The organism is Shewanella oncorhynchi (assembly GCF_012584455.1).
GTDB classification, from domain to species: domain Bacteria; phylum Pseudomonadota; class Gammaproteobacteria; order Enterobacterales; family Shewanellaceae; genus Shewanella; species Shewanella oncorhynchi.
In genome coordinates, this window is the sequence record NZ_JABAEB010000007.1 from 220,456 (window position 1) to 247,056 (window position 26,601).

24 protein-coding genes are annotated in these 26,601 nt (G+C 45.8%); 12 read left to right on the forward strand and 12 right to left on the reverse strand.

Annotation, left to right across the window (positions count from 1 at the left end):
* Positions 1-110 precede the first annotated feature (110 nt).
* A complete protein-coding gene (locus tag HGO26_RS13300; RefSeq protein WP_168825697.1) occupies positions 111-1,124 on the reverse strand; it encodes a FimV/HubP family polar landmark protein in 1,014 nt (337 codons plus the stop codon).
* Positions 1,125-1,226: 102 nt separating this feature from the next.
* On the opposite strand from HGO26_RS13300, the gene priA reads away from it, so the two are divergent.
* The 4 genes from priA to HGO26_RS13320 all read left to right on the forward strand — a co-directional run bounded on the left by priA (position 1,227) and on the right by HGO26_RS13320 (position 6,551).
* Complete coding sequence (gene priA, locus HGO26_RS13305) at positions 1,227-3,422, forward strand: primosomal protein N' (RefSeq protein WP_113940093.1); 2,196 nt, start codon at positions 1,227-1,229, stop codon at positions 3,420-3,422.
* 123 nt (positions 3,423-3,545) lie between these two features.
* Positions 3,546-5,291, forward strand: a complete 1,746-nt coding sequence (gene argS / locus HGO26_RS13310; RefSeq protein ID WP_105251263.1) for an arginine--tRNA ligase — start codon at positions 3,546-3,548, stop codon at positions 5,289-5,291.
* 3 nt (positions 5,292-5,294) lie between these two features.
* Positions 5,295-6,011 (forward strand): SPOR domain-containing protein, encoded by a 717-nt coding sequence (locus HGO26_RS13315; protein ID WP_168825699.1) that lies wholly within the window; start codon positions 5,295-5,297, stop codon positions 6,009-6,011.
* A gap of 315 nt (positions 6,012-6,326) precedes the next feature.
* Positions 6,327-6,551, forward strand: coding sequence for a hypothetical protein (locus tag HGO26_RS13320; protein ID WP_006083282.1), 225 nt, complete (start codon positions 6,327-6,329; stop codon positions 6,549-6,551).
* A gap of 181 nt (positions 6,552-6,732) precedes the next feature.
* Here HGO26_RS13320 and HGO26_RS13325 read toward each other — a convergent pair whose 3' ends face one another.
* From HGO26_RS13325 to HGO26_RS13335, 3 genes are read right to left on the reverse strand one after another with little or no spacing between them, the layout of a single operon-like run.
* Positions 6,733-7,671 (reverse strand): SPFH domain-containing protein, encoded by a 939-nt coding sequence (locus HGO26_RS13325; RefSeq protein WP_168825701.1) that lies wholly within the window; start codon positions 7,669-7,671, stop codon positions 6,733-6,735.
* Entirely contained in the window at positions 7,671-8,606 is a 936-nt protein-coding gene (locus HGO26_RS13330) for an SPFH domain-containing protein (protein ID WP_105251260.1), read from the reverse strand. The genes HGO26_RS13325 and HGO26_RS13330 overlap by 1 nt, the downstream gene beginning before the upstream one ends.
* A gap of 12 nt (positions 8,607-8,618) precedes the next feature.
* A complete protein-coding gene (locus tag HGO26_RS13335; protein WP_113940097.1) occupies positions 8,619-9,089 on the reverse strand; it encodes an NfeD family protein in 471 nt (156 codons plus the stop codon).
* Positions 9,090-9,564: 475 nt separating this feature from the next.
* On the opposite strand from HGO26_RS13335, the gene HGO26_RS13340 reads away from it, so the two are divergent.
* Positions 9,565-10,317, forward strand: a complete 753-nt coding sequence (locus HGO26_RS13340; RefSeq protein WP_168825703.1) for an outer membrane protein OmpK — start codon at positions 9,565-9,567, stop codon at positions 10,315-10,317.
* A gap of 102 nt (positions 10,318-10,419) precedes the next feature.
* On the opposite strand, the gene udp is transcribed toward HGO26_RS13340, so the two are convergent.
* Positions 10,420-11,178 (reverse strand): uridine phosphorylase, encoded by a 759-nt coding sequence (gene udp / locus HGO26_RS13345; protein ID WP_006083287.1) that lies wholly within the window; start codon positions 11,176-11,178, stop codon positions 10,420-10,422.
* A gap of 413 nt (positions 11,179-11,591) precedes the next feature.
* Between udp and HGO26_RS13350 the strand changes: the two genes are divergently transcribed.
* Positions 11,592-11,804 (forward strand): HP1242/YdcH family protein, encoded by a 213-nt coding sequence (locus tag HGO26_RS13350; RefSeq protein ID WP_006083288.1) that lies wholly within the window; start codon positions 11,592-11,594, stop codon positions 11,802-11,804.
* 65 nt (positions 11,805-11,869) lie between these two features.
* Here the strand turns inward: HGO26_RS13350 and HGO26_RS13355 are convergent, their stop codons facing one another.
* On the reverse strand, positions 11,870-13,045 hold the full coding sequence (locus HGO26_RS13355; protein ID WP_105251256.1) for a type III PLP-dependent enzyme: 1,176 nt from the start codon (positions 13,043-13,045) through the stop codon (positions 11,870-11,872).
* Between the two features lie 377 nt (positions 13,046-13,422).
* Positions 13,423-13,902, reverse strand: coding sequence for a hypothetical protein (locus HGO26_RS13360; RefSeq protein WP_105251255.1), 480 nt, complete (start codon positions 13,900-13,902; stop codon positions 13,423-13,425).
* A gap of 169 nt (positions 13,903-14,071) precedes the next feature.
* On the opposite strand from HGO26_RS13360, the gene HGO26_RS13365 reads away from it, so the two are divergent.
* The 3 genes from HGO26_RS13365 (at position 14,072) to HGO26_RS13375 (ending at position 17,573) form a co-directional block, all read left to right on the forward strand.
* The gene (locus HGO26_RS13365) at positions 14,072-14,908 is read left to right on the forward strand and encodes a mechanosensitive ion channel family protein (RefSeq protein ID WP_168825705.1); all 837 of its coding nucleotides are present in this window, start codon (positions 14,072-14,074) and stop codon (positions 14,906-14,908) included.
* 118 nt (positions 14,909-15,026) lie between these two features.
* The gene (locus HGO26_RS13370) at positions 15,027-16,565 is read left to right on the forward strand and encodes a tetratricopeptide repeat protein (protein WP_168825707.1); all 1,539 of its coding nucleotides are present in this window, start codon (positions 15,027-15,029) and stop codon (positions 16,563-16,565) included.
* Between the two features lie 231 nt (positions 16,566-16,796).
* Complete coding sequence (locus tag HGO26_RS13375) at positions 16,797-17,573, forward strand: substrate-binding periplasmic protein (RefSeq protein ID WP_168825709.1); 777 nt, start codon at positions 16,797-16,799, stop codon at positions 17,571-17,573.
* Between the two features lie 33 nt (positions 17,574-17,606).
* On the opposite strand, the gene HGO26_RS13380 is transcribed toward HGO26_RS13375, so the two are convergent.
* Complete coding sequence (locus HGO26_RS13380) at positions 17,607-18,446, reverse strand: LysR family transcriptional regulator (RefSeq protein WP_168825711.1); 840 nt, start codon at positions 18,444-18,446, stop codon at positions 17,607-17,609.
* Positions 18,447-18,637: 191 nt separating this feature from the next.
* On the opposite strand from HGO26_RS13380, the gene HGO26_RS13385 reads away from it, so the two are divergent.
* Entirely contained in the window at positions 18,638-19,369 is a 732-nt protein-coding gene (locus HGO26_RS13385; protein WP_168825713.1) for an SDR family oxidoreductase, read from the forward strand.
* A gap of 279 nt (positions 19,370-19,648) precedes the next feature.
* Positions 19,649-20,809, forward strand: coding sequence for a putative sulfate/molybdate transporter (locus HGO26_RS13390; RefSeq protein WP_168825715.1), 1,161 nt, complete (start codon positions 19,649-19,651; stop codon positions 20,807-20,809).
* 104 nt (positions 20,810-20,913) lie between these two features.
* Here HGO26_RS13390 and HGO26_RS13395 read toward each other — a convergent pair whose 3' ends face one another.
* From HGO26_RS13395 to HGO26_RS13405, 3 genes are read right to left on the reverse strand one after another with little or no spacing between them, the layout of a single operon-like run.
* Positions 20,914-21,906, reverse strand: a complete 993-nt coding sequence (locus HGO26_RS13395) for a polysaccharide deacetylase family protein (protein WP_168825717.1) — start codon at positions 21,904-21,906, stop codon at positions 20,914-20,916.
* A complete protein-coding gene (locus tag HGO26_RS13400) occupies positions 21,903-22,541 on the reverse strand; it encodes an ester cyclase (RefSeq protein ID WP_168825719.1) in 639 nt (212 codons plus the stop codon). The genes HGO26_RS13395 and HGO26_RS13400 overlap by 4 nt, the downstream gene beginning before the upstream one ends.
* Entirely contained in the window at positions 22,541-23,677 is a 1,137-nt protein-coding gene (locus HGO26_RS13405) for an alkene reductase (RefSeq protein WP_168825721.1), read from the reverse strand. Before HGO26_RS13405 ends, HGO26_RS13400 begins: the two co-directional genes overlap by 1 nt.
* A 111-nt stretch (positions 23,678-23,788) precedes the next feature.
* Here HGO26_RS13405 and HGO26_RS13410 point away from each other — a divergent pair, with 111 nt between their 5' ends.
* Entirely contained in the window at positions 23,789-24,700 is a 912-nt protein-coding gene (locus tag HGO26_RS13410; RefSeq protein WP_071938732.1) for a LysR family transcriptional regulator, read from the forward strand.
* A 7-nt stretch (positions 24,701-24,707) separates the two neighbouring features.
* Here the strand turns inward: HGO26_RS13410 and HGO26_RS13415 are convergent, their stop codons facing one another.
* Positions 24,708-26,519, reverse strand: a complete 1,812-nt coding sequence (locus HGO26_RS13415) for a sensor histidine kinase (protein ID WP_168825723.1) — start codon at positions 26,517-26,519, stop codon at positions 24,708-24,710.
* Positions 26,520-26,601 lie beyond the last annotated feature (82 nt).

A 26,601-nucleotide genomic window follows, 5' to 3' on the forward strand; every position in this document is an offset into this window, starting at 1 on the left:
AACAATATGTTTAGGGCGCAGAATGGTACAGCATACCTACAAGGGATACAAGTAGATTATCTGAGCGTTTGCCGGTTAATCTGTGTCTATTTTGACTTTAGTTAAGCGGCTTATTTTCCCGCTTCTTTAGCCTCAAATACCGCCCGCGCCTCTTTAGCATCAGAATGCTGATCCAAAATCATTTTCGAAGGACAAGATAGCACCGCATTGCTCTTGAGTGCATTGATTCTATTCTTCGAGAAAGCCACAGGATTTGCCTCGTAAATCGCCAACATAGCGCCATATACACTCACATCCCAATCCTTGGCATATCGATTAGCGATACGCCACAACGTCTCGCCAGCAAGATACGTTAACTGGCAATGTTCGGGCGTCTGTGAGGCCGTTTCAGCAATATTCTGTTTTTGCTCATTATTTGCCGTTTTCACTATTTCTGGAACCACAGTTTCAGTTGCAGCGTTTTCAACAGCCACTTTTTCAACAGCAATCGTCTCAGAGGTTTTAGCGAAGGCGTTTATCTCAGTAGCAGACGTATTTTGTTTATTCGCGGCTTCAGGAAATTTAAAGCCAGTCACCACTTCTACCGTTGGTACTTTGGATTGGGTATTTGCAGCAGTAACAACAGTCACTGCGGGCGTTACCTCTACAAGTGGCTTTAATTCTGCCACCACTGTTACAGGCTTAATGCCCACTTTATCCGCACTTTTTGGGGCGCCCGCTGTGGTGGTATTTTTAGTGTCCGGAACCGCTTTTGTCGTTAACGTGGCAGAGGCAGGTTTAGCCGCGCCGAATAAATTAATACTTTTGACGTCATACCATCGGTCAAGGCGATACTCTCTCACTAAGAGTTTAGCGCTGCTATCCTTCACATCTTCAACGCCAGTGAGTAAAACTAAAAAGCGATTAATCTCCTCAACCATTAACCTTTCTTCGCCGCTAGCTTGCTGCACGACAAACTCTAAGCGCGACATATCTTGATTGTCTGCGATCACATTCACCCTGAGTTTAGGGTAAGCGCCTAATTCAAACATCCGGCTATTAATGCTCACATGGGAGACTTGTGCCATGCTAGGTGCGCTGCACACCAAAGCAAGTAGACCTAATGATTTCACTATATTAGCCATTTATTTACTCTCAACTATCCTTGGTAAACCATCATTAGGGCTAGCCCTAGCCAGCCGCGCTGAGTACACTAAACCACATTCTTGTCTAAGACTTGCCTGCATATGTCATTGTTTGTCGAAGTTGCGTTACCTGTGCCTATGCGGCAAACCTTTAGCTACCGCGTACCCGAATCCTATCCTAGTACACCGCAAATAGGTGTGCGCGTTAAAGTTCCCTTCGGTCGTCAACAATTGATCGGGTTAGTCACAGGTATCACTGAGTCTTGCAGCTTAGCCCCAAAGCAAATTAAGTCTGTGCTCGAGTTTATCGACGATAAACCTTTACTGCCTGAATCACTTTATAAATTAACTCTTTGGGCTGCGAGATACTATTTTTGCAGCCAAGGGCAGATGCTAACCCAAGCCTTACCTGTGGCTCTGCGTAAAGGGCTCGATGCCGCGCCACAAAAAATCCAATTCTGGCAATTAACTGAAATAGGCCAAAATATTGCGCCCGAAGCGGTTAAACGCGCACCCGCACAGAAAAAACTACTCGAGTTACTCAAAACCGCCAGCTTAACCCAAGAAGAGGTTATCAGCTTAGACATCAGTAAAGCGGCGCTTAAAGCCCTAGAAGATAAAGGTTGGGTGGCACGCCATGAAAAAATTGCAGAGCTTAACCTCGACTGGCGCACCACACTCGAAATGGACGAAACGCCACATAAACTCAATAAAGAACAAGCCGTCGCCGTTGCCACTTTAAATCTGCAACAAGGATATCACTGTACTTTATTAGAAGGCATTACCGGTTCGGGTAAAACGGAAGTCTATCTTGCTGTACTCGAAGAAATCCTCAAGCAAGGCAAACAAGCGTTAATTTTAGTGCCTGAAATCGGCTTAACCCCCCAGACAATCAATCGCTTTAAGCGCCGTTTCAAAGTCAATGTTGCCATTTTGCATTCAGGGTTAACCGACAATCAGAGACTCGAAGCATGGCGCCAGGCCCGCTGTGGTCAGGCTGCAATCATTATCGGCACCCGCTCAGCATTGTTCACACCTATGGCGTATCCCGGCATCATCATACTCGATGAAGAACACGACAGTAGTTTCAAACAACAGGAAGGCGTTGGTTATCATGCCCGCGACTTGGCAGTCATGCGTGGCCATTTAGAAGCGATTCCGGTGATTTTGGGCACAGCGACGCCCTCACTCGAAAGTCTACAAAATGCCTTAAGCGGCCGTTACCATCATTTACAATTGGGTGAACGCGCAGGTGCGGCTAAAAAAGTGCGCCAAGGCATTATCGACATTAAAAATATGCCGCTGAAAGCCGGTATGTCAGTGCCGTTACTGAACGAAATCCGCCTGCATTTAGATGCAGGGAACCAAGTCTTGTTGTTTCTCAATCGCCGCGGCTTCGCACCAGCCCTGCTTTGCCACGAGTGTGGGCACTTACACGAATGCGACCGCTGCGACGCATTTTTCACAGTACATCAATCCCTTGGCGAAATTTGCTGTCACCATTGTGGCAATCAATACGCCATCCCCAAGCAGTGTCACAAATGTGGCAGCACTATGTTGATGGGCCAAGGCATAGGCACAGAACAGCTCGCAGAAGCGCTGCAACAGGAGTTTCCGAAACATCCAGTAGTGCGCATCGACCGTGATACGACCCGCCTTAAAGGTTCATTAGAAACCCACTTAAATGCGATTCATAAGGGGGAATATAAAATCCTCGTCGGCACGCAAATGCTGGCTAAAGGCCATCACTTCCCTGATGTGACGCTTGTTGGGTTACTCGATGTCGATGGCGCCTTATTTAGTGCCGACTTCCGCGCACCTGAGCGTTTTGGGCAACTCTATACCCAAGTTGCAGGTCGTGCAGGGCGCGCCAGTAAACCCGGCACAGTATTATTGCAAACTCACCAGAGCGACAATCCCATTTTGCGGGATTTGCTGCACCGCGGTTATGGCGAGTTTGCTCGCAGCCAGCTCAAAGAACGTCAACAGGCACTGCTGCCGCCAGCATGGCACATGGTGTTGGTGCGCGCCGAAGCGCATTTAGCCAGTGATGCCGATAATTTTCTCAACGCCTTCGCCGCGCTCTTGCCCCAAGATAAAGAATTTGAGGTGATTGGCCCTATGCCCGCGCCCTTAGATAAAAAAGCTGGCAAGTTCCGTCGCCAACTCTTATTCCAAGCTAAAAACCGCAACCGTCTGCAGCAAGAGTTTGAACGTATTCATCCGCTTGTAGAACAACTTATCGAAGCTAAACGCTGCCGATGGAGCTTAGACAGAGATCCGCAGGATCTCCTCTGAGTCGAGTATTTCACAATCATTTGATAAAAAATCATCGGGAAGATAGCAATTGTTAACCACAAACGGCTAAAATATGCGGTTATTCCCTGTATTCACTCTTAAAGTTAGTGCCGATTAGAACCCATGAAATCACATATCCAATCATTACTTGAACAAACTCTAGAATCCTTTAAACAACAAGGTATTGTGCCTGCTGACTTTGAAGCACGCATTCAGGTAGATCGAACCAAGGATAAGAGTCATGGCGACTTGGCAACCAACTTAGCCATGATGCTAACCAAGGTCGCAGGCAAGAATCCACGCGAATTAGCCCAACTGATCATAGATACCTTACCGGCTTCGGCTTTTGTGGCTAAGGTTGAAATTGCAGGACCAGGCTTTATCAACTTTTTCATCAACGACAGCGCCTTAGCAGATCAACTGCAAAATGCCGTCAACGATGAGCATTTAGGCATTAAGTTACCGACACCACAAACCGTTGTTGTCGATTACTCTTCACCCAACCTCGCCAAAGAAATGCATGTAGGCCATCTACGTTCAACCATCATTGGTGACAGTGTTGTGCGTGCGTTAGAATTTTTAGGCCACAAGGTTATTCGTCAAAACCATGTGGGCGACTGGGGCACACAATTTGGTATGTTGCTGGCCTATATGGAAGAGCTGCGCGCCAAAAATGGTGAAGAAGCTCAACTTGAACTGTCTGATTTAGAAAACTTTTATCGTGCCGCTAAACTGCGTTTCGACGAATCAGCAGAATTCGCCACCCGCGCTCGTCAGTTAGTGGTTGAACTGCAATCTGGCGACGAGTATTGCAACAAACTGTGGCGCGAATTTAACGATATTTCGTTAAGCCACTGCCATGAAGTCTACGCCCGTTTAGGTGTGAGCCTGACCCGCGCCGATGTACACGGTGAAAGTGCTTATAACGCCGATCTCGAGCAAGTGGTTAAAGATTTAGATGCCCAAGGTTTATTAACCGAAAGTAACGGCGCTAAAGTCGTATTCCAAGAAGCCTTCCGCAACAAAGAAGGTGAGCCATTGCCTGTTATCATCCAAAAAGCCGATGGCGGCTATTTGTATGCCACCTCAGATCTTGCGGCAATGCGCTACCGCTCGAACGTGTTAAAGGCCGATCGCGTCCTGTATTTTGTTGACCTACGTCAGGCACTGCATTTCCAACAAGTCTTTAGCCTAGCGAAACTGGCTAAGTTTGTCCGTGAAGATATGTCGTTAGAACACTTAGGTTTTGGCACTATGAACGGCGAAGATGGCCGTCCATTCAAAACCCGTAGCGGCGGTGTCGTTAAGTTAGTTGACCTGTTAGAAGAAGCCAATGTGCGCGCGCTAGAACTCGTTCGTAGCAAAAATCCTGATATGGATGAGGCCACGCTGACTGAAATTGCCCGTGTCGTTGGGATCAGCGCCGTTAAATATGCTGACTTGTCGAAAAACCGCACCAGCGATTACATTTTCAGCTTTGAACAAATGCTCAGCTTCGAAGGCAATACCGCACCTTACCTGCTGTACGCTTACACCCGTGTTGCGGGCATATTCAAGCGAGTAACCGATCTGGATCTCAGCCAAGCGAAAATCGTGCTTGAGCATGAAAAAGAGAAAGATCTGGGTAATAAGTTGGCACAGTTCGGTGAGATCCTCAATCGTGTTGTCGATAAAGGTCAGCCGCACGTACTGTGTGCTTATTTATATGAATTAGCGGGTGCTTTCTCTAGCTTCTACGAAGCTTGTCCAGTGCTTGCCGCCGATAATGATGCGCAAAAGAACAGCCGTTTATTACTCGCGCAACTGACGGCTCGTACGTTACAAAAAGGCCTAAATCTACTCGGTATTGAAACCTTAGAGCGGATGTAAGCCATGAGTAATCGCGATTATGCCAATAGAAGGCCGCAGTCGGGCGCTAAACCGCGCCCAATCCGCGCGACTCGCCCAACTCGAGCAAAGCCTTCACAATCTAAATCGGCGCCGCGTAAGAAGCTGCCGCTGACCTTGATAGGCTTTGTCATACTCGCTGTGGGTTGTTTCGTCTATTTCCTGTCAAGCATTAAAGATAATGCTAAGCAAGAAGTGAAGCCGATACCCGCTCCAGCCAAGAAAACGGAAGTACAAGTTAAGCCTCAAGAGACAGCGGTGCTTACTCCTAAGGTCAAAGAACCTGAACGCCAAGCGGTCGTTATCCCAGTAGAGACAACTGAAACTGCTGAGCTTATTGTTCCGCCAAAGAAGGATCCTAATGCTCTGCCACCACAACCAAAGGAAGAATGGACCTATCTCAACGAGCTTGAAAATAAGCATGTTGAGGTCGATATTCCCGATATTGTTGCGAGCAGAACACCGATGCAATATCAGTTGCAGTGTGCTTCTTTCCGCCAAGAATCACAGGCGAACGAGATGAAAGCTGTCATCGCTTTCCAAGGTTTAGAGGCGCAAGTGAGACAAGTCGAAGGTACAACCGGCGTATGGTACAAGGTTGCTTTAGGCCCCTTCGAGCGTAAACGTGATGCAGAGCGTAAACGTCATACACTGCAAAAAGCGGGAATTAATGGTTGCCAGATTCTGGCGATTCCTAAATAAGGCTTTAGCCTACTCCTGATAGACTATTAAGAATAAATAGCGGCCAGCGTTTTATCGCTCGTCGCTATTTTTTTGTCCGTATAACATGACTCACTCATTGACTCTGCCCGCCCATAAAAAGTCAGTTTTAAACAACAACTCATTTCAAATTTGCTGATCTACTAAATTTATAACCCATTATTTGTAAACAACAAAATTCTTTATTAAGAAAGATTAATATGCAGTTTAATTGACCTAGATCAAACTTAGGCGTATCTCTTAATTAACAGCAAGACCGCTGTATCTGTGTCAAATCCAACCTCAGGGTGAAGTATTATGAATGCATTAATCGAGATAGAGGCCACCGAATTCAGCCAACTGTTCAAGAGTGGCGACATGCTGGGAATTAGGATGTTTATGGAACATGTGCGCATGCCGCTGGATGTTCAAGACAAGATTTATGACGAAATTTCTGCGCTTCAGCAATTAGAACAAAACCAAATTGCCAAGCTCATTGAAACCCACGCCCATTCCCAAATTCATGAACGCCTAGCTTATTAGCCTTCCATTCAATGAAAAATTTATCTATGCCCAACTGCAGCTTCTGGCGGTTCATTCAACAGAAGCTGTCTAACCCACCCACTCTTCATAACTCAGTATCCAATTACAGCCAAAAAATAAGGCCAAACACCTGAGTATTTGACCTTAATGAACTAGCTAGTTTCAGATTTTAACCACAGCCTTAGCTCGGTTTTTCTTCCGTTAAGCCTATGCTATTCATCCAGTAATCGAAATCCACCATATTACCCGGCAATACGACTCGACTATTCTTCTGGCTTAAGCCATCGAGCTGTTTAAAGTATTGCTCACCGAGTTGCATCCGCAGGGCATTGTGACCACCCGGTGCGGCAATAACAGAGGCGAGACGTTCAATCGATTCTGCCGTCGCACGAGAAATGGTTAAAATTTCCTCAGCCTTACCTTCGGCTTCGTTAATCCGGCGCTGCATCTCACCTTCAGAACGGTTTACCGTTTCAGCTTTAACCCCTTCAGAACGGTTAATTTTACTCTGTTTGTCACCTTCACTCTTAGCCAATAATGCACGGCGCTCACGCTCGGCATTTACTTGCATTTCCATGGCATTTTTAACGGTTTCAGGTGGTGTGATATTTTTAATTTCATAACGATGCACACGTATTCCCCACAGGGCACCCGCTTGATCTAAGACTTGCACTACCTTGGCTGAAATCACATCACGCTCTTCAAACGTACGATCAAGATCAAGTGTCCCTATGACAGAGCGCGTCGTCGTTTGCGCCAACTGAATTGCTGCATAACGATAATCGGTAATACCATAGCTGGCCTTCACTGGATCAGTCACAGAGATATAAATCACCCCATCCACTTCAACGTTTACTTCGTCGCTCGAGAAACATTCCTGCGGTGGTACGTCAATGGTTTCTTCTTTCAAATCATGAATAAAAGCCACTTTATCCACAAAGGGGATCAAAGTATGGAACCCCGCATCTAACGTACTGTGATACTTACCTAAACGCTCAACAATAAAAGCCGATTTAGTGGGTACTAGGCGGATCGATTGAAATAGTTTAATCACAAAAATGGCAAATATCAGGCCCCAAATCGCCATCACAATCAAATCTGTATCTACTGGAATATTCATTATCGCGCTCCTTTGCCAAGATTATTCTGGCCACTCATAGTCTGAGTGACCTGCTCCATGCCTTCGAAGAAACCTTCGAGTTTCGCCATTTCAGCGGGGACAACAGAGACTTGTGCATCATTGAGGATCTTGCCAACTTGAGCGATAAACTGTTCTTTCAATAACATATTCATCGCATCTGTGCCGCCATTGACCGCTAACGCCTGCGAGATCATTGCCATACCTTCGGATTTTGCTTTCGCTATGATAGCGATCTCCTGACCTGTACCTTTAGCTTCATTAATCCGTTTTTGCTTTTGACCTTCTGATAGGTTAATCGCCTCTTGGCGCTCACCTTCAGACATATTGATCATCGCCGCTTTTTCGGCATTCGCTAAGGTGATTTCGGCACGTTTACGGCGTTCAGCTTCCATCTGCTTCTCAAGAGTGTGGATCACATGGCGTGAAGGCGTGATATTACGAATTTCATAGCGCAATACCTTGATTCCCCATGGCTCGGAAGCCTTATCTATTTCCCGCACGATTGATTCATTTAAGCTATCACGTTCAGAGAAAGTCTCACTCAAACTCAGCTTACCGATTTCAGATCGCATAGTGGTCTGGGCTAAATTCACCGCTGCTTTACGATAGTTTTCAATACCATAACTCGCCAATTTGCCATCCATCACTTTTAGGTAGACTAAGCCGTCCACTTCAAGTTGAGTGTTATCTTTGGAGATACAACTCTGTGGCGGCACATCTAATACTTGCTCACGGGTATCGTGACGGTAGGAGACGCGATCGAAAAAAGGGATCAAAAAATGAAATCCAGGGCTTAATACTGCGCGGAATTTGCCAAGACGCTCAATGACATGCACTTCACGCATCGGCACGATAAGCATCAACTTATAGAGAATAAAAAAGATAAATAAAATGACTAAGGTAAATACAAACATAGATTCCATCCTTTAGTTTTTGGAAGCTTCTATTGAAATAGGCTCAACGACTAGAGCGATATTTTCACGACAAATAATTCTGACTTCGGTACCCGCCTCAATAATGCTGCCATCGCCAAGCGCTGGCCATTCACTACCTTGAAACTCCACCCGCCCAGGTGTTTGCCCAGGACCTATGGTCTGCTTTACGCGAACAATTTGATTGTATAGTTCGATTGCTTCATCCGTGTTATCCACATGGGAATCACCACCAACGAGCCTCTGAGTGACTTGTCTGAAAGCCAATAACAACACAATGGCAGAGATAAACCACAGGGTCATGCTCTGCACGACACCTTCGACCAGTCCTATGCCTAACGCACCTGCCACGACTAAACAAGCCGCACCCAGCAACACTATTATGCCACCTGGAACCACTATTTCGGCGAGCATTAACACTAAACCAATCACTGCCCACACTAAAATCGGATTTGAAAACTCCATATTTCCCCCTGAAATGAGAGTGTCCTTTACTGCACTATAACAGCAGAGTTTCGGATAATCGACATAATATGTCAAAATTTACCCTATCAAAACGCACACTCAATCACCTATGACTTAATCCTCATTCTCCCATATCCGCCCACGAAAGCCGTTAGGTTGTTTTAAAATTAAGCATAATCAATTCAAAAAGATAGCAAACCCCAATCCATAAGCAGCGCGATAAAAATAAAAACCATTAAAAATCAATTATCTAAAAATCAAATCCCTCGCCTAATGATTATGTGATTTTGACAACAACATTCGATAAAAACTTTGAATAAATGTAAATTTTTGCATATATTGCCCCCACTTTTGAGCAAGTCCTTTGACGTACACTCGCGCTAGGTTTGAACTTACCCATCAAACCATGCCATAGGTCAGAGAGCGGATTGAGTAAGACACGAATTAACTTCGACCTATACAACAGGAAATAACAATGAAAAAAACATGCCTATGCCTAGCACTAATGCTTTCTCCTCAAGCATTTGCGGGTGACTTAGTACAGTGGTGGGATTTCAGTGCAACAGCCCTCTATGGCGAAGACTACGATTTAGCGCCATCGGATAAACAAGCCACTATCACCCTAGAAACGGCTGGCGGTTGGAAATACGGCGATTGGTTTGCCTTCCAAGATTTTATCTATTTCAAAGGTAACGACACGGGCATGGAAAGCACTACCTATGGTGAAATTTCGCCACGTTTTAGTGCCAGTAAAATTCTTGGCGAAAAAATAGCCTTTGGCCCAATAACAGACTTGTCTCTAGCGTTAACCTATGAAGAAGGTGAAGGCCCAGTCCACAGCTTACTTTACGGTTTAGGGGTTGACGTAGCAGTACCATACTTCACTTATCTTAACTTTAATACCTATCGCCGCGATGGTATGAGCACTGGTAACAATAGTGACGGCTGGCAGTTCACTCCTGTATTTCGTATCGATATCCCTGTTGGATCTGCCAACATAGTACTCGATGGCTTTATCGACTGGGTATTTGCCTCCGACGATAACGGCTACGAGGAAAACTTCCATTTCAACCCACAGCTAAAATACGATCTCGGTAAGAGCCTGTTCGGTGATCATCAAGCCAATAAATTATTGGTGGGTATCGAATATGATTTGTGGACCAACAAATACGGTGTGAAAGGCGTCGATCAAGACACTTACTCTGTGATTGCCCAATACCACTTCTAATCGGTATCGGCATAGTTTTAAAGCAACAAAAAAGGTGCCATTGGCACCTTTTTTAGTTTGGTCACTCACTTTGCAGGGGAGTGTCGCTTAGCTTACTAAAAATTAGGCTAACAGTTTTTTCGCTGCAGCAACCACGATAGAAACCGCACTTACTTCGGTTTTCTTCATTGTGGCTTCATCAGGAATTTCTTGTTGGGTGCGGTTTACAATCACACCAGCAACGCAGGCTGCACGCCAGCCTTGAGTGGCACACATAGTGAATAAGGTGGAAGATTCCATCTCATAGTTCAGTACGCCCATATCTTGCCATTCTTTCATTGAACCCGCGAAACGACGCGTTACACGGCCAGTGACAGTGTCATAACGCTCTTGGCCTGGGTAGAAAGTATCAGAAGAAGCCGTTACGCCAATGTGTGGCTCTACGCCTGCATCACGACACGCTGCAACCATAGCAGTGGTACATTCAAAGTTTGCAACCGCAGGGAACTCCATAGGTGCAAAGTGTAAGCTTGCGCCATCTAAACGCACTGAAGCTTGAGTCACAATTACATCGCCCACATTCACATGGGGTTGAATTGCGCCTGTAGTGCCAACGCGCAGGAAGGTATTCACACCTAATTGTGCAAGTTCTTCTACTGCGATAGAAGTCGATGGACCACCGATACCGGTTGAACACACTACTACTGGCTTGCCATCGGCATACGCTAAATAACTTGTATACTCGCGGTGGCTAGCAAGGAACGTCGCATTGTCCATTAGTTCGGCAATACGTTTTACACGCTCTGGATCACCAGGAACGATTGCTAAGGTTGCACCATCGAGCATCGCTTTGGTCAAACCTAAATGAAATACATCAGCCATTGTGAAAACCCCTTTCATTTTTGATAATTAAATTCTTATAAAATCGACTTTAACCTAGTATCGAAGCGGTGAAGGTTAACTTGATCACAGAATTATCGGCAAGAAGTAATTGTTTAGTCGTAATGAAATTACCAACTACACCAGCATCTGCTCACAAGATAGCAAATTTGCCCATATTTCGAATGTCAGTCTGATTTATACCAAACAAAGTGTGAACCAGATCCTGAACTCATGCCAGAGGCTGTGGCAACAAACACCTAAGATACTGATTTAAAATATATTAAAATAAATCATCCATTAGTATTAATCTAAGTGACCGCTAAAAGTGATCTAAGTCACGTTTAACGACTTGGTATAAGGTTAGGGTTAAGGCGTAACCTGAAGTGTAGTAAATGACGACAAGGAGAATGCCGATGTTTCCAGAGTACAGAGAATTAATTTCCACCCTGAAAACCCAAGATGCTCATTTTCAACGTAAGTTTAATGAGCATAATCAGTTAGACGAGGAAATCAAACAACTGGAAAAACGTGTCGCCAGTGATTTCAATCCCACTGTGAAAGAACTCAAAAGCAGAAAGTTACATTTAAAAGAGGAAATTTATCAGATCCTCAAATCCCACGAGTAATTCTACTATTACTCTAAAGACAAATAAGGGCGCCTAAGCGCCCTTATTAATGTCATCACAATCGCTTACAGATAGTAATCCTTCAGCGGTGGGAAACCGTTAAAGCATACTGCTGAATACGTCGTCGTATAAGCCCCTGCGGTTAACCAATACATACGATCGCCAATGGCTAAGTCATTTGGTAAGCCATAGCTATAGTGCTCATACATGATATCTGCACTGTCACAGGTTGGGCCGGCAATCACGCATTTATCCAGCTCGCCTTGACGCTCAGTATAAATCGGGAACTTAATCGCCTCGTCCATCGTTTCAATCAAGCCAGAGAATTTACCCACATCGGTAAACACCCAACGCTCTAACGCTGTGTAAGATTTTTTGCTGATCAGTACCACTTCAGACACTAAAATCCCCGCGTTAGAGATCAACGAACGACCTGGTTCCAAAATAATTTGTGGTAAATCATCACCAAAATCTTCCTTCAGGAAGTGAGTGATTTGCTCGGCATACACACCCAATTGATTGGTTTTATCAATATAGTTAGCAGGGAAACCGCCGCCCATATTGATCATCTTCAAGGTGATATTGTGCTCATCACGCAAACGGTCAAAAATACTTTTCACTTTACCAATAGCGGAATCCCAAGCACCTATGTCACGTTGCTGAGAACCCACATGGAAAGAAATACCAAAAGGCTCTAAGCCTAATTCCTGTGCCAATACTAATAGCTCATAGGCCATTTCGTTTTGGCAGCCGAATTTACGGGATAACGGCCAATCAGCGGTATCTGTACCTTCGGTCAGAATGCGCACATAAATACGTGAACCCGGTGCTTCTTCAGCGATCATTCGCAAATCAGCTTCTGAGTCAGATGCATACATACGCACGCCACGCTCATAAAATGCACGCACATCTTGGCGCTTTTTAATGGTATTACCATAGCTGACTCGATCGGTTGTCACACCGACATTCATGACCATATCTAGCTCATAAATCGAGGCAATATCAAAGTTTGACCCTTTATCTTTTAGTAAAGATAAGATCTCGGCCGCGGGGTTTGCCTTAACTGCATAATAAACGTTGGCGTAAGGAAAACTATTAACCATGTCATCGTATTGTTTCGCTATGATACTGGTATCGATCACTACGAACGGGGTTGCTTTGTCTTTGGCAAACGCTTCAATACGCTTGAATGTGTCCATATCATAATAGTCAGCAACATCAATAGATTGAAATTGGCTCATTGGGCCAGAGTCTCCTTTGGGTCAGATAGATAACAGTAAGTGTGATGTATTAAAAACGTGCGCAGTAAACGATATTTTTTCGCTTTACGCAACGAATTTTTATGCTGAATTAATAACTTTTTATTCCACAACTCTTTAAGGAACTGAACCATCAAAAAAAGGCGCTATAAAACAAATAATTATGCACACAAACCCTAAGGTAAATTTGTGTTCATTATCAGAATAAAAAGTGAATTTTTTACGACGTTATCGGAAGGGAGATGGATAGACTGGCTGGAGCCAAAATATCCATCTAAAAACAGTTATCTTGAAGTAACAATTACACAGCGAAAAGAAGACTAATGGATGCCTTAAAATACGTCCGTTAAATCGAGTTGTTACTGCGGCTGATTGAGTTTTGCGAGGGCTTGGTTCAAGGCTTCACTGGAATCAAAATAGGCAATGTCCAAAATGTTACGCTGCTTGAGCAATATCATAGTGGCCATATCTTTGTTATCAGGTAATAAACGACTGATCTCACCATCCCTATCTAACCCAATCGCAAAAGGTAAATCTTGCATCTGTGGCACAGCCACAAATTTAGCGATCAAAGAAGGCATACCACTGATATCGGCAACATAAACTAAACCCGTTGGCATTTGAGTCGCGCTCAAGGGGGTAAGTGCATCCTTTATCACATCACCGCCTTTCATGCTGCGACTAAAGAGCAGCACTTGAGTCTCATCAGTCACATTAATGGTTTTATCATTTTGGTCGAGAAGTGAAATGGGATTAATCGCATCTCCGGCAACATAACTCGCAGCATACGCCCAGATTGGGGTTAACAGACAAGACAAACATAACAACAGCGTTTTCATAAACACTCGACTCCATTATTGGATAGGCGAACAGCATACCTGACTCCCCCTATCGACTCATTAAACCAACCACGATTACATGATACGCTTCACACATGAAGGGCGAAAAGTATTTGGTGGAATTTCTACGCTATAATCGCACAGTTAATTTTATTACAAGGATATCATAATGATAACACCTGGACTCGATCAAGAATTGCAGCAACTACAAGGCGTTTATCAACTCATCACCGAGTTTTTAGTCACCTATAGCTTTCAACTCGTAGGTGCTTTGCTGATCTTTTTGTTAGGTTTATGGGTAGCCAGTAAAGTATCACGCTTAGTCGCTAAGCAATTCGACAAACACAATATCGATATCACCCTAAGCAATTTTGTCAGCAATCTTATCCGCATTCTGATCATAGTCATGGTCGGGATTATCGCCCTCGGCAAGATCGGCATCAGTATTACCCCTATGGTTGCGGCAATTGGTGCCGCCTCCTTAGGTGCAGGTTTAGCCTTACAAGGTATGCTAGCGAACTATGCCGCAGGCGTGACTATTATCGTCACCCGCCCTTTTGTAGTAGGCAATACTATTGAAATTAAAGGGGAAAGCGGCGTTGTTAAACGTATCCACTTAGGCATGACCATACTGACCAATGAGGAAGGTGAGCAAATCAGCATTCCTAATAAGCATATCGTCGGCGAAATTCTGCACAACTCCTTCAGCAATAAACTGGTCGAAACCCAGTTCAATCTCAGTTACAACACAGATCCCGAACGAGCCATTAGTGTGATTACTGAGTTATTAAGCAATAATCCCTATATTTATCAAGAGACCACACCTAATATTGGCATCAATGGTTTTAATGCTAATGGAATTGAAATGGGGGTTCGTTACTGGGTGTCCACACAAAGCTATTTTCAGCATAAATATAAGGTGAACCTCGCTCTTTATAACGCCCTTAAGCAGGCAGGAATCGAGATTGCCTGCCCCATTAGAGAGATCCATCTGCAAGATAAATAACGCTAATGCCCATGGGATTGATCGGCTTAGTCGATCAGCCTAGCCCAGATTGTAAACTTGCATTCTTGTAAAAACTTACGTTTACTATACTCCCAAATATCGATAGTGATGGACTACTATGTTGTTGATACTCATAATTATTGCTTTTATTGTACTGTTTATTTTTTTCGCTAAATATCAAAAAAAACAAGTGCAAGCTAAAGCACTTGCCGCAGGTGATCCTACTGCGCTACTCAATCATGGCTTAACACTGATTAATCAAGGCGAAGTCAACTCTGGCCTAGATTATATTCAGCAGGCAGTCGATAAAGGCTTAGCCGTTGCCGCCATTGCTATGGCCGAACTTTATTCCGGTCGATTCCCACAAGTTCCCGCCGATCCCAAGGCATCTAACGATTGGTATAAAAAAGCCGCCGAAATAGAGCCTCAATATTTACCCATGCTCACCCTACCTAATTTGCTCTCTTCTGAGTCGCAAACACTCGATGAGTTAATCGCACAGGTAGAACAGCTCAAACCTAATGCCGAAGCGGGGCAAGCCGAGTTTCAATATGAGCTTGCTTACTTGTATCTAAGCCAGCCCTTTCTCGATCCTGATGCTAGCCAAGCAATTTACTGGTTCGAAAAAGCCGCCGCACAAGAAAACCAAAGAGCCTATTACCATTTAGCCACACTCTACTGGCATGATGAGCGCGTCACTTCGGACTATATCAAAGCACGTGAATACTTTGAGAAATCCGCAGCCGCTGATTATGAATTAGCAAAAGATGATCTAGGGCATATGCTTGCTGCAGGCCAAGGTGGACCTAAAGATTTAGCGCGTGCAGAGGCATTACTTAGCGAGCGCGCCGCAGACGATGATTTCCGCCAGTATTATCTTGGTAAACGTTTCCTCTACGGTGAAGATTTTGCTGTCGACTATGACAAGGCGCGCCATTGGTTAAGCCAATCTGTCGCTAGAGGTAATGACTTCGCTAAGATTGAATTTGCTCATCTTTTACTGAAAGCGCCACAAAATGAAAGTGATTACCAACAGGCTAAAATTGACTTTGAAGAATTCGCACTTAAGTGGAATGAAGACGCACTGCTAGGCTTAGGCAAGATTTATGAGCAAGGTTTAGGCGTGAGTCGCCAACCAATTAAAGCGTTAATGTATTACCAGCTCGCGGCCATGAGCAATAGAGCCGATCATCTAAAAGAATTAGCCAGATTCAGTCAGCAACTAGGTACCTTAGAGATAAGAGAGACTGAGCGTCTACGTGACAGTTTCTTGCATCAGCATCCAATCCCCGCTGAGCAACAACAATATTTTTATATCTATAAGGCTGCATCATTTTTAAGTGATGAAAAACCCACTCAAGAGGCTCTACAAGCGGCAGAAGCTTGGTACGTCAAATCGGCAGAGCTAGGTCATGAAATTGCTATGCGGGAACTGGTCAATATTTACGGCGCAGAACAATTAAATAAACCTATACAAATGTTTATTTGGTCTAGTTTATTGCTACGTCATTTTGGTAAATACGGGATGAATAGCGCTCAACGACTCCATCAAAACACCGCAAAATCATGTTTAACCGAATCCGAACTTGCCTACGCCGAAACTCAAATTGAGGCTATTGAAACCCAATTAACGCCCTATCTTGAGTCGGATAGGTAAGTTTCCTAGCAGCGAATGAGCCCCAGAAAAGGTTTGGTCAGATTTAACAGACCAAACCTTTTGGTTACAAAATTGAGTGAATTTATAATTACTTAAAAAGCACAGTGGATGTATAAGCACTACAATCAATTATTGACCAAACCTGCGCAGCTAAACGACTCAAAAATAAAAAATAGTCAGGTTAACTGCCCAGCCCTAAATTAAAACTGACCATTTTAATAGGCAAGATGTATGAGGCTGATACTGATCATTGTCATTTCATGCTTATTTCTGCCCCAAGCAAGGGCAGAAACCTCTGCCGTTGTCTGGCAAGCACACTGCCGCGATAGGCATCCTGTTATTTATGTCGAAAATGGTGATTGCAAAGGCCCAGGTGCAGCTGTCATCAATGAAGTCATCGCCCGCCTAGGTCACAAGATAAATTGGAGTAATGTACCTTGGGCACGCACAATTAAAGTGGCAGAAATGGGACAAGTCGACCTAATCCCTGTCCATTCGATGACGCCAGAGCGCAACGATTTTCTAGACCCTATGCTACTGGGATACGACAAGCGCTACGTATATTACTTTGCCCTTGCGAATAGACAACTTGAAGTCAAACATTTCGATGAACTAAAACCTCATATCATTGGCGCACTTAGAGGCGCTTTTTACTGTCCGCAGTTTAATGACAATCAAAACCAACTAAAAGTGTCTTTTGTTAATGATAACGGTCAGTTAATCAATATGTTGAAGGCTGAGCGTATCGATTTAGCCATCACCTCCGAACAGCATGAGATGCAATTTTTTGCCAAAGATCCCCAACTCAAACAGATGGCATACGTAGATATCAGCAAAAATGGCCGCTATTTTAGTATTCCGCTCATGTCGCCGCAGCATCAATATGCCAAGCAAGTTCACCAGATAGTCGACGACATGCGCACCTCAGGTGAAATTACTCAACTATTTAAATCCTACGGCGTCGAGCCTCCACTTAATCTCACTGAATCGCCCTTAGCGACTCACTAATCTGAATGCTGATAACCCAAAACTAACTTGGAATTAATTCGGTCGAGCGGCTAAATGCCGTAACAAGGTCGCCAATGTTGGCGCAACTGCCTGATGGGAGGGATAACACAAACCAATACGACGGAACATTCTCGGACCATCAAATTTCACTTGCTTGAGCCTAGGCTCATCTTCAATCAAACCATCGGGTAAAAAACTCACGCCAAATCCGGCTAACACTAGCGACATCACTAGAGATTTTGACTCAGCCTTAGCGACCAAATTAAGCGACATATTGCTGCACGCCAATAAACCTATTGTTTGCTGATGGGCTTCACAGGGTGGGCACTCAATAAAGTCAAAGCCATTGAGCTGCTCGGGACGTAGGCTATCGACTTGGGCGAGGGTATGATCCTTGGGGACGCAGAGCACATAATCCTCCTCCCACAGCGGAAAAAATACTTCATCTTCATGGCGTAAACTGTCGATAGTTAAACGACAATCTGCGGGGCTTTGGTAATCCAACAGCTCCAGATCGAGCTTCTCAATGGCTTGATTCACCTGTTGTAAAAATCCCGCCAAACGCCGCTGACTGAGATCTGGCATCACAGCCAAACGTAGCTTTTGCCGGCTCGCCTTCGCCATAAATAAGCCTGATAACTTACTCGCCTCCTCGACTAATTTAACCGCCAAAGGGTATAGATAGTGCGCGCTGTCCAAAGGTTTAACACCTTTTTTGCTGCGCTCAAATAACTGACCACCAAGCTCTTCTTCGAGTTGCTTTAATCCAGCAGACAGTGAAGGCTGGCTCACAAAGCAACGGTTAGCCGCCGAGGTAATATTGTTCTCTTCAAAAATTGCGATAAAGAAACGCAGCAAACGCAAATCGACCATTTAATCTTCTCCGACAACCGACGAGTTCAGCACAAATTTCAACAATAGTGCCATAGGCTGAGCCTATCATATCCAGCTGGAATAAGTATTTTTCGACTGAAAATCCCCAGCCTATACTGGTTAACAGGTTCAAGACGCCGAACAACAGTTTGTTTACGGCTTACATTGGCTCCAATTAATAGGAAATACTAATGAATCAAGTTACTAAATCACTGGTTGTCATCACGGGCGCTTCATCGGGTATTGGCGCCGCTATGGCCAAAAGCTTTAGCGCTGCAGGCCACCCGCTGCTATTACTGGCACGCCGAGTTGAAGCAATGCAAGCGCTTGAATTACCAAACAGCCTTTCTATCAGCGTCGATGTCACCGACGGCGCAGCTATTAAAACAGCCATAACCCAAGCAGAAGCACAATTTGGCCCGGTCGGCTGTCTTATCAATAACGCGGGAATCATGCTACTAGGCCAAATCGATGTGCAAGATCCCAAGGAATGGAGCCGCATGCTCAATATCAATGTGATGGGCGTGCTTAATGGTATTCATGCGGTATTAGCCGGCATGAAAGCTCGCAAAACTGGCACTATCATTAATGTCAGCTCAGTGGCGGGGCGTAAAACCTTTCCAAACCACGCCGCTTACTGCGCTACTAAATTTGCCGTGCACGCCTTAACAGAAAACATTCGTGAAGAAGTCGCCATGGATGACGTGCGCCTTATCACTATCGCCCCTGGCGCAGTAGAAACCGAGTTGTTGAGCCATACCACCAGCGATGACATTAAAGCGGGTTACCATGACTGGAAAGAAGAAATGGGCGGCGTTATCGCCCCTGAAAACGTCGCCGCTGCTGCACTGTTTGCATGGCAACAACCGCAAAATGTGTGCGTACGCGAAATCGTTCTAGCACCAACGCGCCAGCAACCTTAACAAGCAACATTACACAATAAAGAATATCAACCACGGCACTGACCGCCAGTGTTGCGGTTGAATCATGACTCACAAATGAGCTTGAGTTAACAATTAACCCAATGCAGCCGCAATAGACACAGGTGCAGACAATTAGACTCAGCCATTCTTCGGCCTTGCCCCAGTTTGTCTCATTGAGTGACTCAATACGGTAGTTTGACTCTGTTTACCCCCCAAATCATCTGATTTTTATGGCATTTATTTTGCGTAGTCATAGCGTGTTCAATTACGGCAATCAGTATGACCTCGGGCAAAATTTCCCAAACAGTATCCAATCCTTCATTCAACCGTTTACTCGGTGAAACCAGTGGCGCTTTTGCCGACTTAGGCACTTTTTTACCTTTAGTGCTAGGGCTAATTGCCCTAAATCAATTTTCGCCTCAAGGGATATTTTTGGGGTTTGGTCTATTCGCTATTCTCAGCGCGCTGTTTTACCGTCGCCCGATTCCGGTACAACCGATGAAAGTCATCGCTGCACTGGTGATCGCTCAGGGCTTAACCCCAGGCATGTTGCAGGCAAGCGCCATGTTGATGGGCATTATCCTGTTAATTCTCGCCTTTAGCGGCGCCATCACTTGGTTAGCCAAACAGTTATCACAAGCTGTGAGTGTTGGTATTCAACTCGCCATCGGTCTGCAACTGATGTGGATGGGCACTAAGATGATGAGTGAATTTTGGCTGGTTGGCGTGGGGACATTTGTACTGTTATTTATCAGTAAATTTTTGCCACTGCGCTACCTTGCCATGCCCTTAGTCATAGCAGCGGGGATGATTTGGCAAGCAAGTACACAAACTAATTTAACCACTAACTTTGATATCCAAGCAGTGACAGCGCCATTTAAATTGGCGTGGCCGACATCTATTGAGTGGACCTCTGCCGCCCTTTTGTTGGTTTTGCCACAACTGGCTCTCACCTTAACCAATGCAGTGATTGCTACATCTGTAATGGCGCAGGAGAAATTCCCTGAAGATGCCGCCAAACTCACGCCCAAAAACTTCGCCATTAGCTCAGGTCTTGCCAACTTATTGCTCGCGCCCTTTGGAGCCTCGGCCATGTGCCACGGTGCGGGCGGACTTGCGGTGCAATACCATTTTGGCGCCCGCACTTATCTGGCGCCGTTAATTTTTGGCAGTACGTGCTTAATGATAGCCCTGTGCTGGGGTACTAATATCGCTTGGCTATTAAGCCTTATTCCTATGGCAATCCTCGGCAGTTTACTGACCACTGCGGGGCTACAATTAGCATGGTCGAAACGCTTAATCGATGGTAAGCCCTTCTGTATCTTTGTGATTTTATCAACCGCTGTGACTTGCCTCGCTATCAACGCCGCTGCGGGACTTGCCGTGGGGATAATTCTGGAGCAAGGTCGCCGCACTTGGGCCATGCTGGCCATGCGTTAATCACTTCCGACTTGCTGTAATAAGGGTTCCCAAAAACAAAAAGCGCGTTATACAACGCGCTTTTTGTTAACCATTCAAACCTCTTCTAACAAAGCTACAGCAGGCTAAAATGTTCTTGCAGGATTGGTCGGTGTGTCCTTTTGCGCCAGCGCCCATTTAGCAATGGCATCTTTACGCATAAAGCCTACGTTAGTGTGACCTTTAGCGTACTGAATAAACTTATCTAAAGCGGTCACAAGTCCAGGAGCGCCACCAATACGGTCGTGCACACTGATCGACATCATCCGTCGCTGCGTCGAACCTTCTTGATAGAGCATATCGAACTCATCCTTTAGTTCCTGTAAAAAGGCCGCGGCCGTCATAGCTGTGTTGCCACCAAAACGTCCGATATCATTGTTACGTAAAGTGTAAGGCACAACCGCAAAAGGCTTATTTCCTACAGGGATAATTGAAGGCTCGTCCCGCGATAGGTCATCGATATGATAAATAAAACCTAAGTCCTGCAAAATATTGAGGGTTTGAGTGCTGTGGCGCATCCAAAAGGCATTAAAACCTAAGGGGCGCTGACCTGTGATCCTTTGCAGCGTCTCAATACTCGCCACATAGGAGGCGCGTTCCTCTGCTGGCGACATGCTGTATTGTGGCGTCCACGTTTGTCCGTGACCCGAAATCTCATGCCCCTCATCTGCAACTTGTTTGGCAAGTTGAGGATGTAGCTCGGCGGCGCGCCCAACCATGTGAGAAGTCACCTTGATATTGTGCTTACGCCACAAGCGCAGCAGCCTTGGAATGCCTTCGTTCATACCGTAATCGTACCAAGTCGGGGTGATGGTATCTGGGTAGCCCTTTTCCATCGGCGGAAACGGCCCTTCGGCATTTTTATCTTGAGCACCTGCTTCAAACTGCATTGAGATTGAAATCACTAACTGCTCACCACTTGGCCAAAATATTTTGTTCATACCATTGCCACCTGAACTTTTGGAGTCATTTTCTAAGGTATCTAATGATGGTAAACCAATAGCAAGCGCCGTTTGGCTTAGGCCGAACCCAGCAGCGATGGCGCCACCTGCCATTAAAAATCGTCGACGTTGATTCATGATTGAGTCCCTGCAGCTAATTGAGAAAATAGCGTTTGATAATCTTCGAGGTGCCAGTTATCTGTGATGAAACCATCCCGTACTCGATACATGTCAACAGCACGAAAATCGATTTTCTGCCCTTGGCCTTTTTGCTCACCAAAGACACCAGTGAAGCGGCCATAAAAACGCAGACGTACCACTGCACGATCGCCAACGACTAGCAAATGCTCAACTGAAACAGAGAGATCGGGGACCGCTGCCCTAAATGTCTTTGAGGCTTCGAGTGGACCCGTGATTCCCTGTGCGCGGCCAGCGGGCAGAGTACGGTCGATAAACCCAGTCGCCAATGCGCCGTGGGCAAAACTTGCATCGCCCGTGTGCCAAAAACTGGCATATAACAAAGCGGCGCGGGCGATAGCTTGTGCCTGCGGTGATTCATCAGAAATCGTTTCCATTGCCGCCACTTTTGGCACTAACGCCGCTCGCACTTTAGCACTATCCTGTGTTGTTGCCCCTTGAGCGGCTAACGCATCCATGCTCAGACTTACTAAGCTAAAACCCACAATAGCAATACCTATAAAGCCTGAAAACCATAGACTTAAGCTGAGCCAAGCGGGTAAGCGCTGAGCATACAAAGTGTTAACCCGATCCATTATGCCACCTCATCGTCAGCGGATCGGATGACGGCTCTCAATGCTTCGTTGTGTGTAGGATAATCGGTATAACCCGCTGCACTACCGCCAAACAAGGGCCCTTTGTCGAATGCTGATAAAGGCAATTGATGCATTAAACGGTAAGGCAAATCAGGATTCGCAATAAAAGGTCGACCGAAGGCAACTAAGTCCGCATAACCGTTATCAATCACTTCATTGGCACGCGCCACATCATAGCGACCCGCAACAATAATGCTGCCCTTAAAGACTTTGCGCAGCTCGACTCTAAAGGATTCTGGCACCTGCGGCGCATCATCCCAATCCGCCTCTGAAAGGTGTACATATGCCACGCCCAATGCCGATAAATGCTTAGCCGCTAACAGAATAGTGTCTACAATTTCAGGACACGCCATATCTTTAAACGTCACGTAAGGGGCGAGGCGAACCCCGACTTTATCGGCACCAATTTTCGCACTCACGGCTTGGACAATTTCGAGTAAAAAACGAATGCGATTTTCCTGAGAACCGCCGTAGGCATCAGTTCTGTGGTTTGAATTGGTGCGTAAAAACTGGTCAATCAGATAACCATTGCCGCCGTGAATTTCGATTCCATCAAAACCCGCCGCAACCGCATTCACTCCCGCCTGTGCAAAATCGGCCACAACGCGGTCGATATCGGCTTGCACCATAGCCCTAGGTTCTGGGCAATCCACCATTTGCCCTTCAGGATGCGCTTCATCCACAATCCATACTTTTGTGCCAACGGGCGCAATGGCCGATGGCGCAATCGGGGCATTACCCTGCTGAAAAATCGGGTGCGATACACGGCCAACATGCCAAATTTGATTAAAGATTTTACCGCCAGCCTGATGCACTGCCGCTGTGACTTTTTTCCAGCCCTCAATTTGCTCAGCGGTATACACGCCCGGCGTAAATGAATAACCTTGGCTGTCATCGGAGATTTGTGTCGCTTCTGTGATGATTAACCCCGCCGAGGCGCGCTGAGCATAATATTGCGCCATCAGATCATTAGGAATATTACCTGGCTGCGTAGTACGCGCCCGAGTCATAGGGGCCATCACAATGCGATTGTTTAATGCCAGTGACGCTAATTTGTAAGACATGAATAGACTCATACACACTCCGAACCAGAAATTAAGATGAAACATCAGTGGTGCAATTGTGCATTAGATAATCTATATTGATAATCAGGCTATTATTAAAATCATTTTCAAAAATAATTTGATATGTATCATTTAAACGATCTGCAATTAGCGCTGCGTATCGCAGCCTTAGAGAGTCTCTCGGCAGCCAGTAAAGAAATAGGCATGACGCCGGCAGCGGCAAGTGCCGCGCTGCAAAGATTAGAGAAAAAGCTAGGATGTCAGCTATTTGCTCGCTCGACGCGGCGCTTACAGCTCACAGAAGAAGGGCGGATTTTTCTCGATTCGGCGAAACCCGCACTGGCGATTCTCGAAACCGCTAGCGCCAATTTAGCCGAACACAGGGGTGAGCTTAAGGGCGAAGTACGCCTCGCCTTACCTTCGGATATTGGTCGCAGCCAGATCCGTGCTTGGCTCGATGAATTGATGGACAGCGCCCCAGAACTGACAGTGCAGCTGTATTTTGGCGATCATATGACAGACTTAATCGACCAAAATATCCATTTGGCTTTGCGCTATGGCCAGCTTGACGACTCAAACCTTAAAAGGCGTCAGCTCGCCATGACCCCAAGGGTACTGGTCGCCTCACCCGCTTATCTGGCACAACACGGCACACCAAGCACGCTAAATGAACTTAGCCAACACGCAGTACTGATCTTAAATCGCGGCGGTGAGCCGTGGCAGAAATGGAAGTTAAGTCATAACGGCGCACCCGTTGAAATCGAAGTCAGGGGCCAACGTTTCTGTAACGATGGCGCAGTGATCCGCGACTGGGCACTATCTGGTCGTGGGATTGCCTATAAGAGCTGGCTCGATGTGGCGCAAGATGTAACCGAAGGCAGACTCCACTTAGTGCTAGCCGATAAAATAGCCCCGCCTATCCCACTACAATTGGTATACCTACAAACCGATTATCCCAGCCATAAGATCCGTCGCACCATAGAGTTTTTAGTAGAAAAGCTCAGCCAGTTTTCCCAAAACTATCCACTGCCCTAATGGTAATTTATCCCTTGGGAAGTACGACTGTCACCACACAGCCCTGTTGCCAAGGGAGTAAAGCTTGCGTGGATTGCTGACAGTTTTCGATTTGAATGCTGCCGTGATGGCGAGTAACCACATCCTTACAGATGGCTAAGCCAAGCCCTAATCCCGCATCTTTGGTTGAGGCAAAAGATGCCATCAACTCACTCGCCTGCCCCTGTAGCCCTTCGCCATTATCAATAACTAACACTTTGATTTCATTTGGATGATAATAGATATCGATCCATAATTGACGCACACGATTATCGCCGCAGGTTTCTAGCGCATCTAAGCTATTTTTTACTAAATTGACCCACATTTGGCTTAAACCAACGCTATCGCCCATCAGTTCAAAGGGCTCACCCTGCACTCGCACATTCACTTGCACATTCGCTCGGTCTAGCTCGCGCCGCAACAGAGCTAAAGCTTCTTTCACCACTGGCACTATATCTAAAGGTTCGGTCTTGGCCTGACGCCGCTTGAGTAAACCGCGAATACGATGCACAACCGCTCCGGCGCGAATCGACTGCGCATTAATTTTACCGAGTACATCATAGAGTTCCGGATTATCTTGCCCAAGCCTTTCCAGTTGCAGCATGGCACCTTCGCTGTATTGGGTAATGGCGGCTATGGGTTGATTGAGTTCATGGGCAAGTCCTGCACCTATTTCCCCAAGAATCGCCGCACTTTGCAGTCGCTCAAGCTGCAGTGCCTTGTCCTTTAATTGACGCTCAGTGCTAACTAAAAACTCACTTTTCTGGCGAAACTTATATTCAAGCCACAGGTGATAAATGGTGGAAATAATGAAAATTAACAACAGTGCACCACCCCATTCTTTATTTTTTGCCATCCATTTGTATACGGTTTGATAAAGTGGTGGTGATGCTCCCTGTAGTTGTAATTCTTTAAATAACTCAATCACTTTTAACTGGCTTACGGGCGCAGTCCAGCCCAAAGTATCGGCGGTAATTGCTGCAATATGATCGGCGGGTAAATCGAATAAGGCACGGGTAATCGCCATCGTCAACTTAGGAGAAACCGTATCCGCCGCAGCGAATGACCAGTTTGGGTATAACTGAGTGCTCACCTCGCAATCATATCCTGCAGGCGTGGCAGGATGGATAACCCGATAATCGACCTGATTAACAAGACCCGTTGCGATCATTTCCTCTAAGGTACAAAAAGGCGATATTGCGGCGTCGGCACTGCCATCTCTGACTTGATAGATAAGCGGTTCTAACGGGAACCCGAGGAAGCGCACTTGCCCAAAAAACTGTTCGGGTAAAAAACCCATTTTATGCAGTAACCCCATTGCCGCTTGATACCCCCCCAAGGCCTGCGGATCACTGGCGACCACATTGCGCCCGCGTAAATCCTGCAAGGTACGGATAGGGCTGTCGGCGCGGACAATAATGGTCGCACCTATGGTAAAAGTGCTGCCTTGATGCTTACGGCTCTTCATTGTCGCAAGCCAAGACAACGGGAAATTGTTACTTAGATGCAGATATTGCCCAGGGTTCGTGACGATAAACTGCAAATCATGCTCAAGTAACTGACTACGCATGCCATTAAAATCCACAGGCACGACTTCAAAATGACTATTAGGCACTTGCTCACTGAGGTAATCCATCATAGGTTGCCAACGCTGCTTGGCCTGTAACACGCCATGATTTGCCAGCACTCCGACTCTAAAATGGTTCACTTCTGTCGCTTCGTTGGCATAGGACGGATTAAGCCCAATGATACTCAGCAAGAATCCCATCAATATCGCTTTACACCAAGAGTCAATCGTCATCGCCTCTATTACCCACTCTTATATGCCATTGTCATGGAACGACTTTAGCTCACAGATAAAAATCAAGCTGTGAAATGTCGCC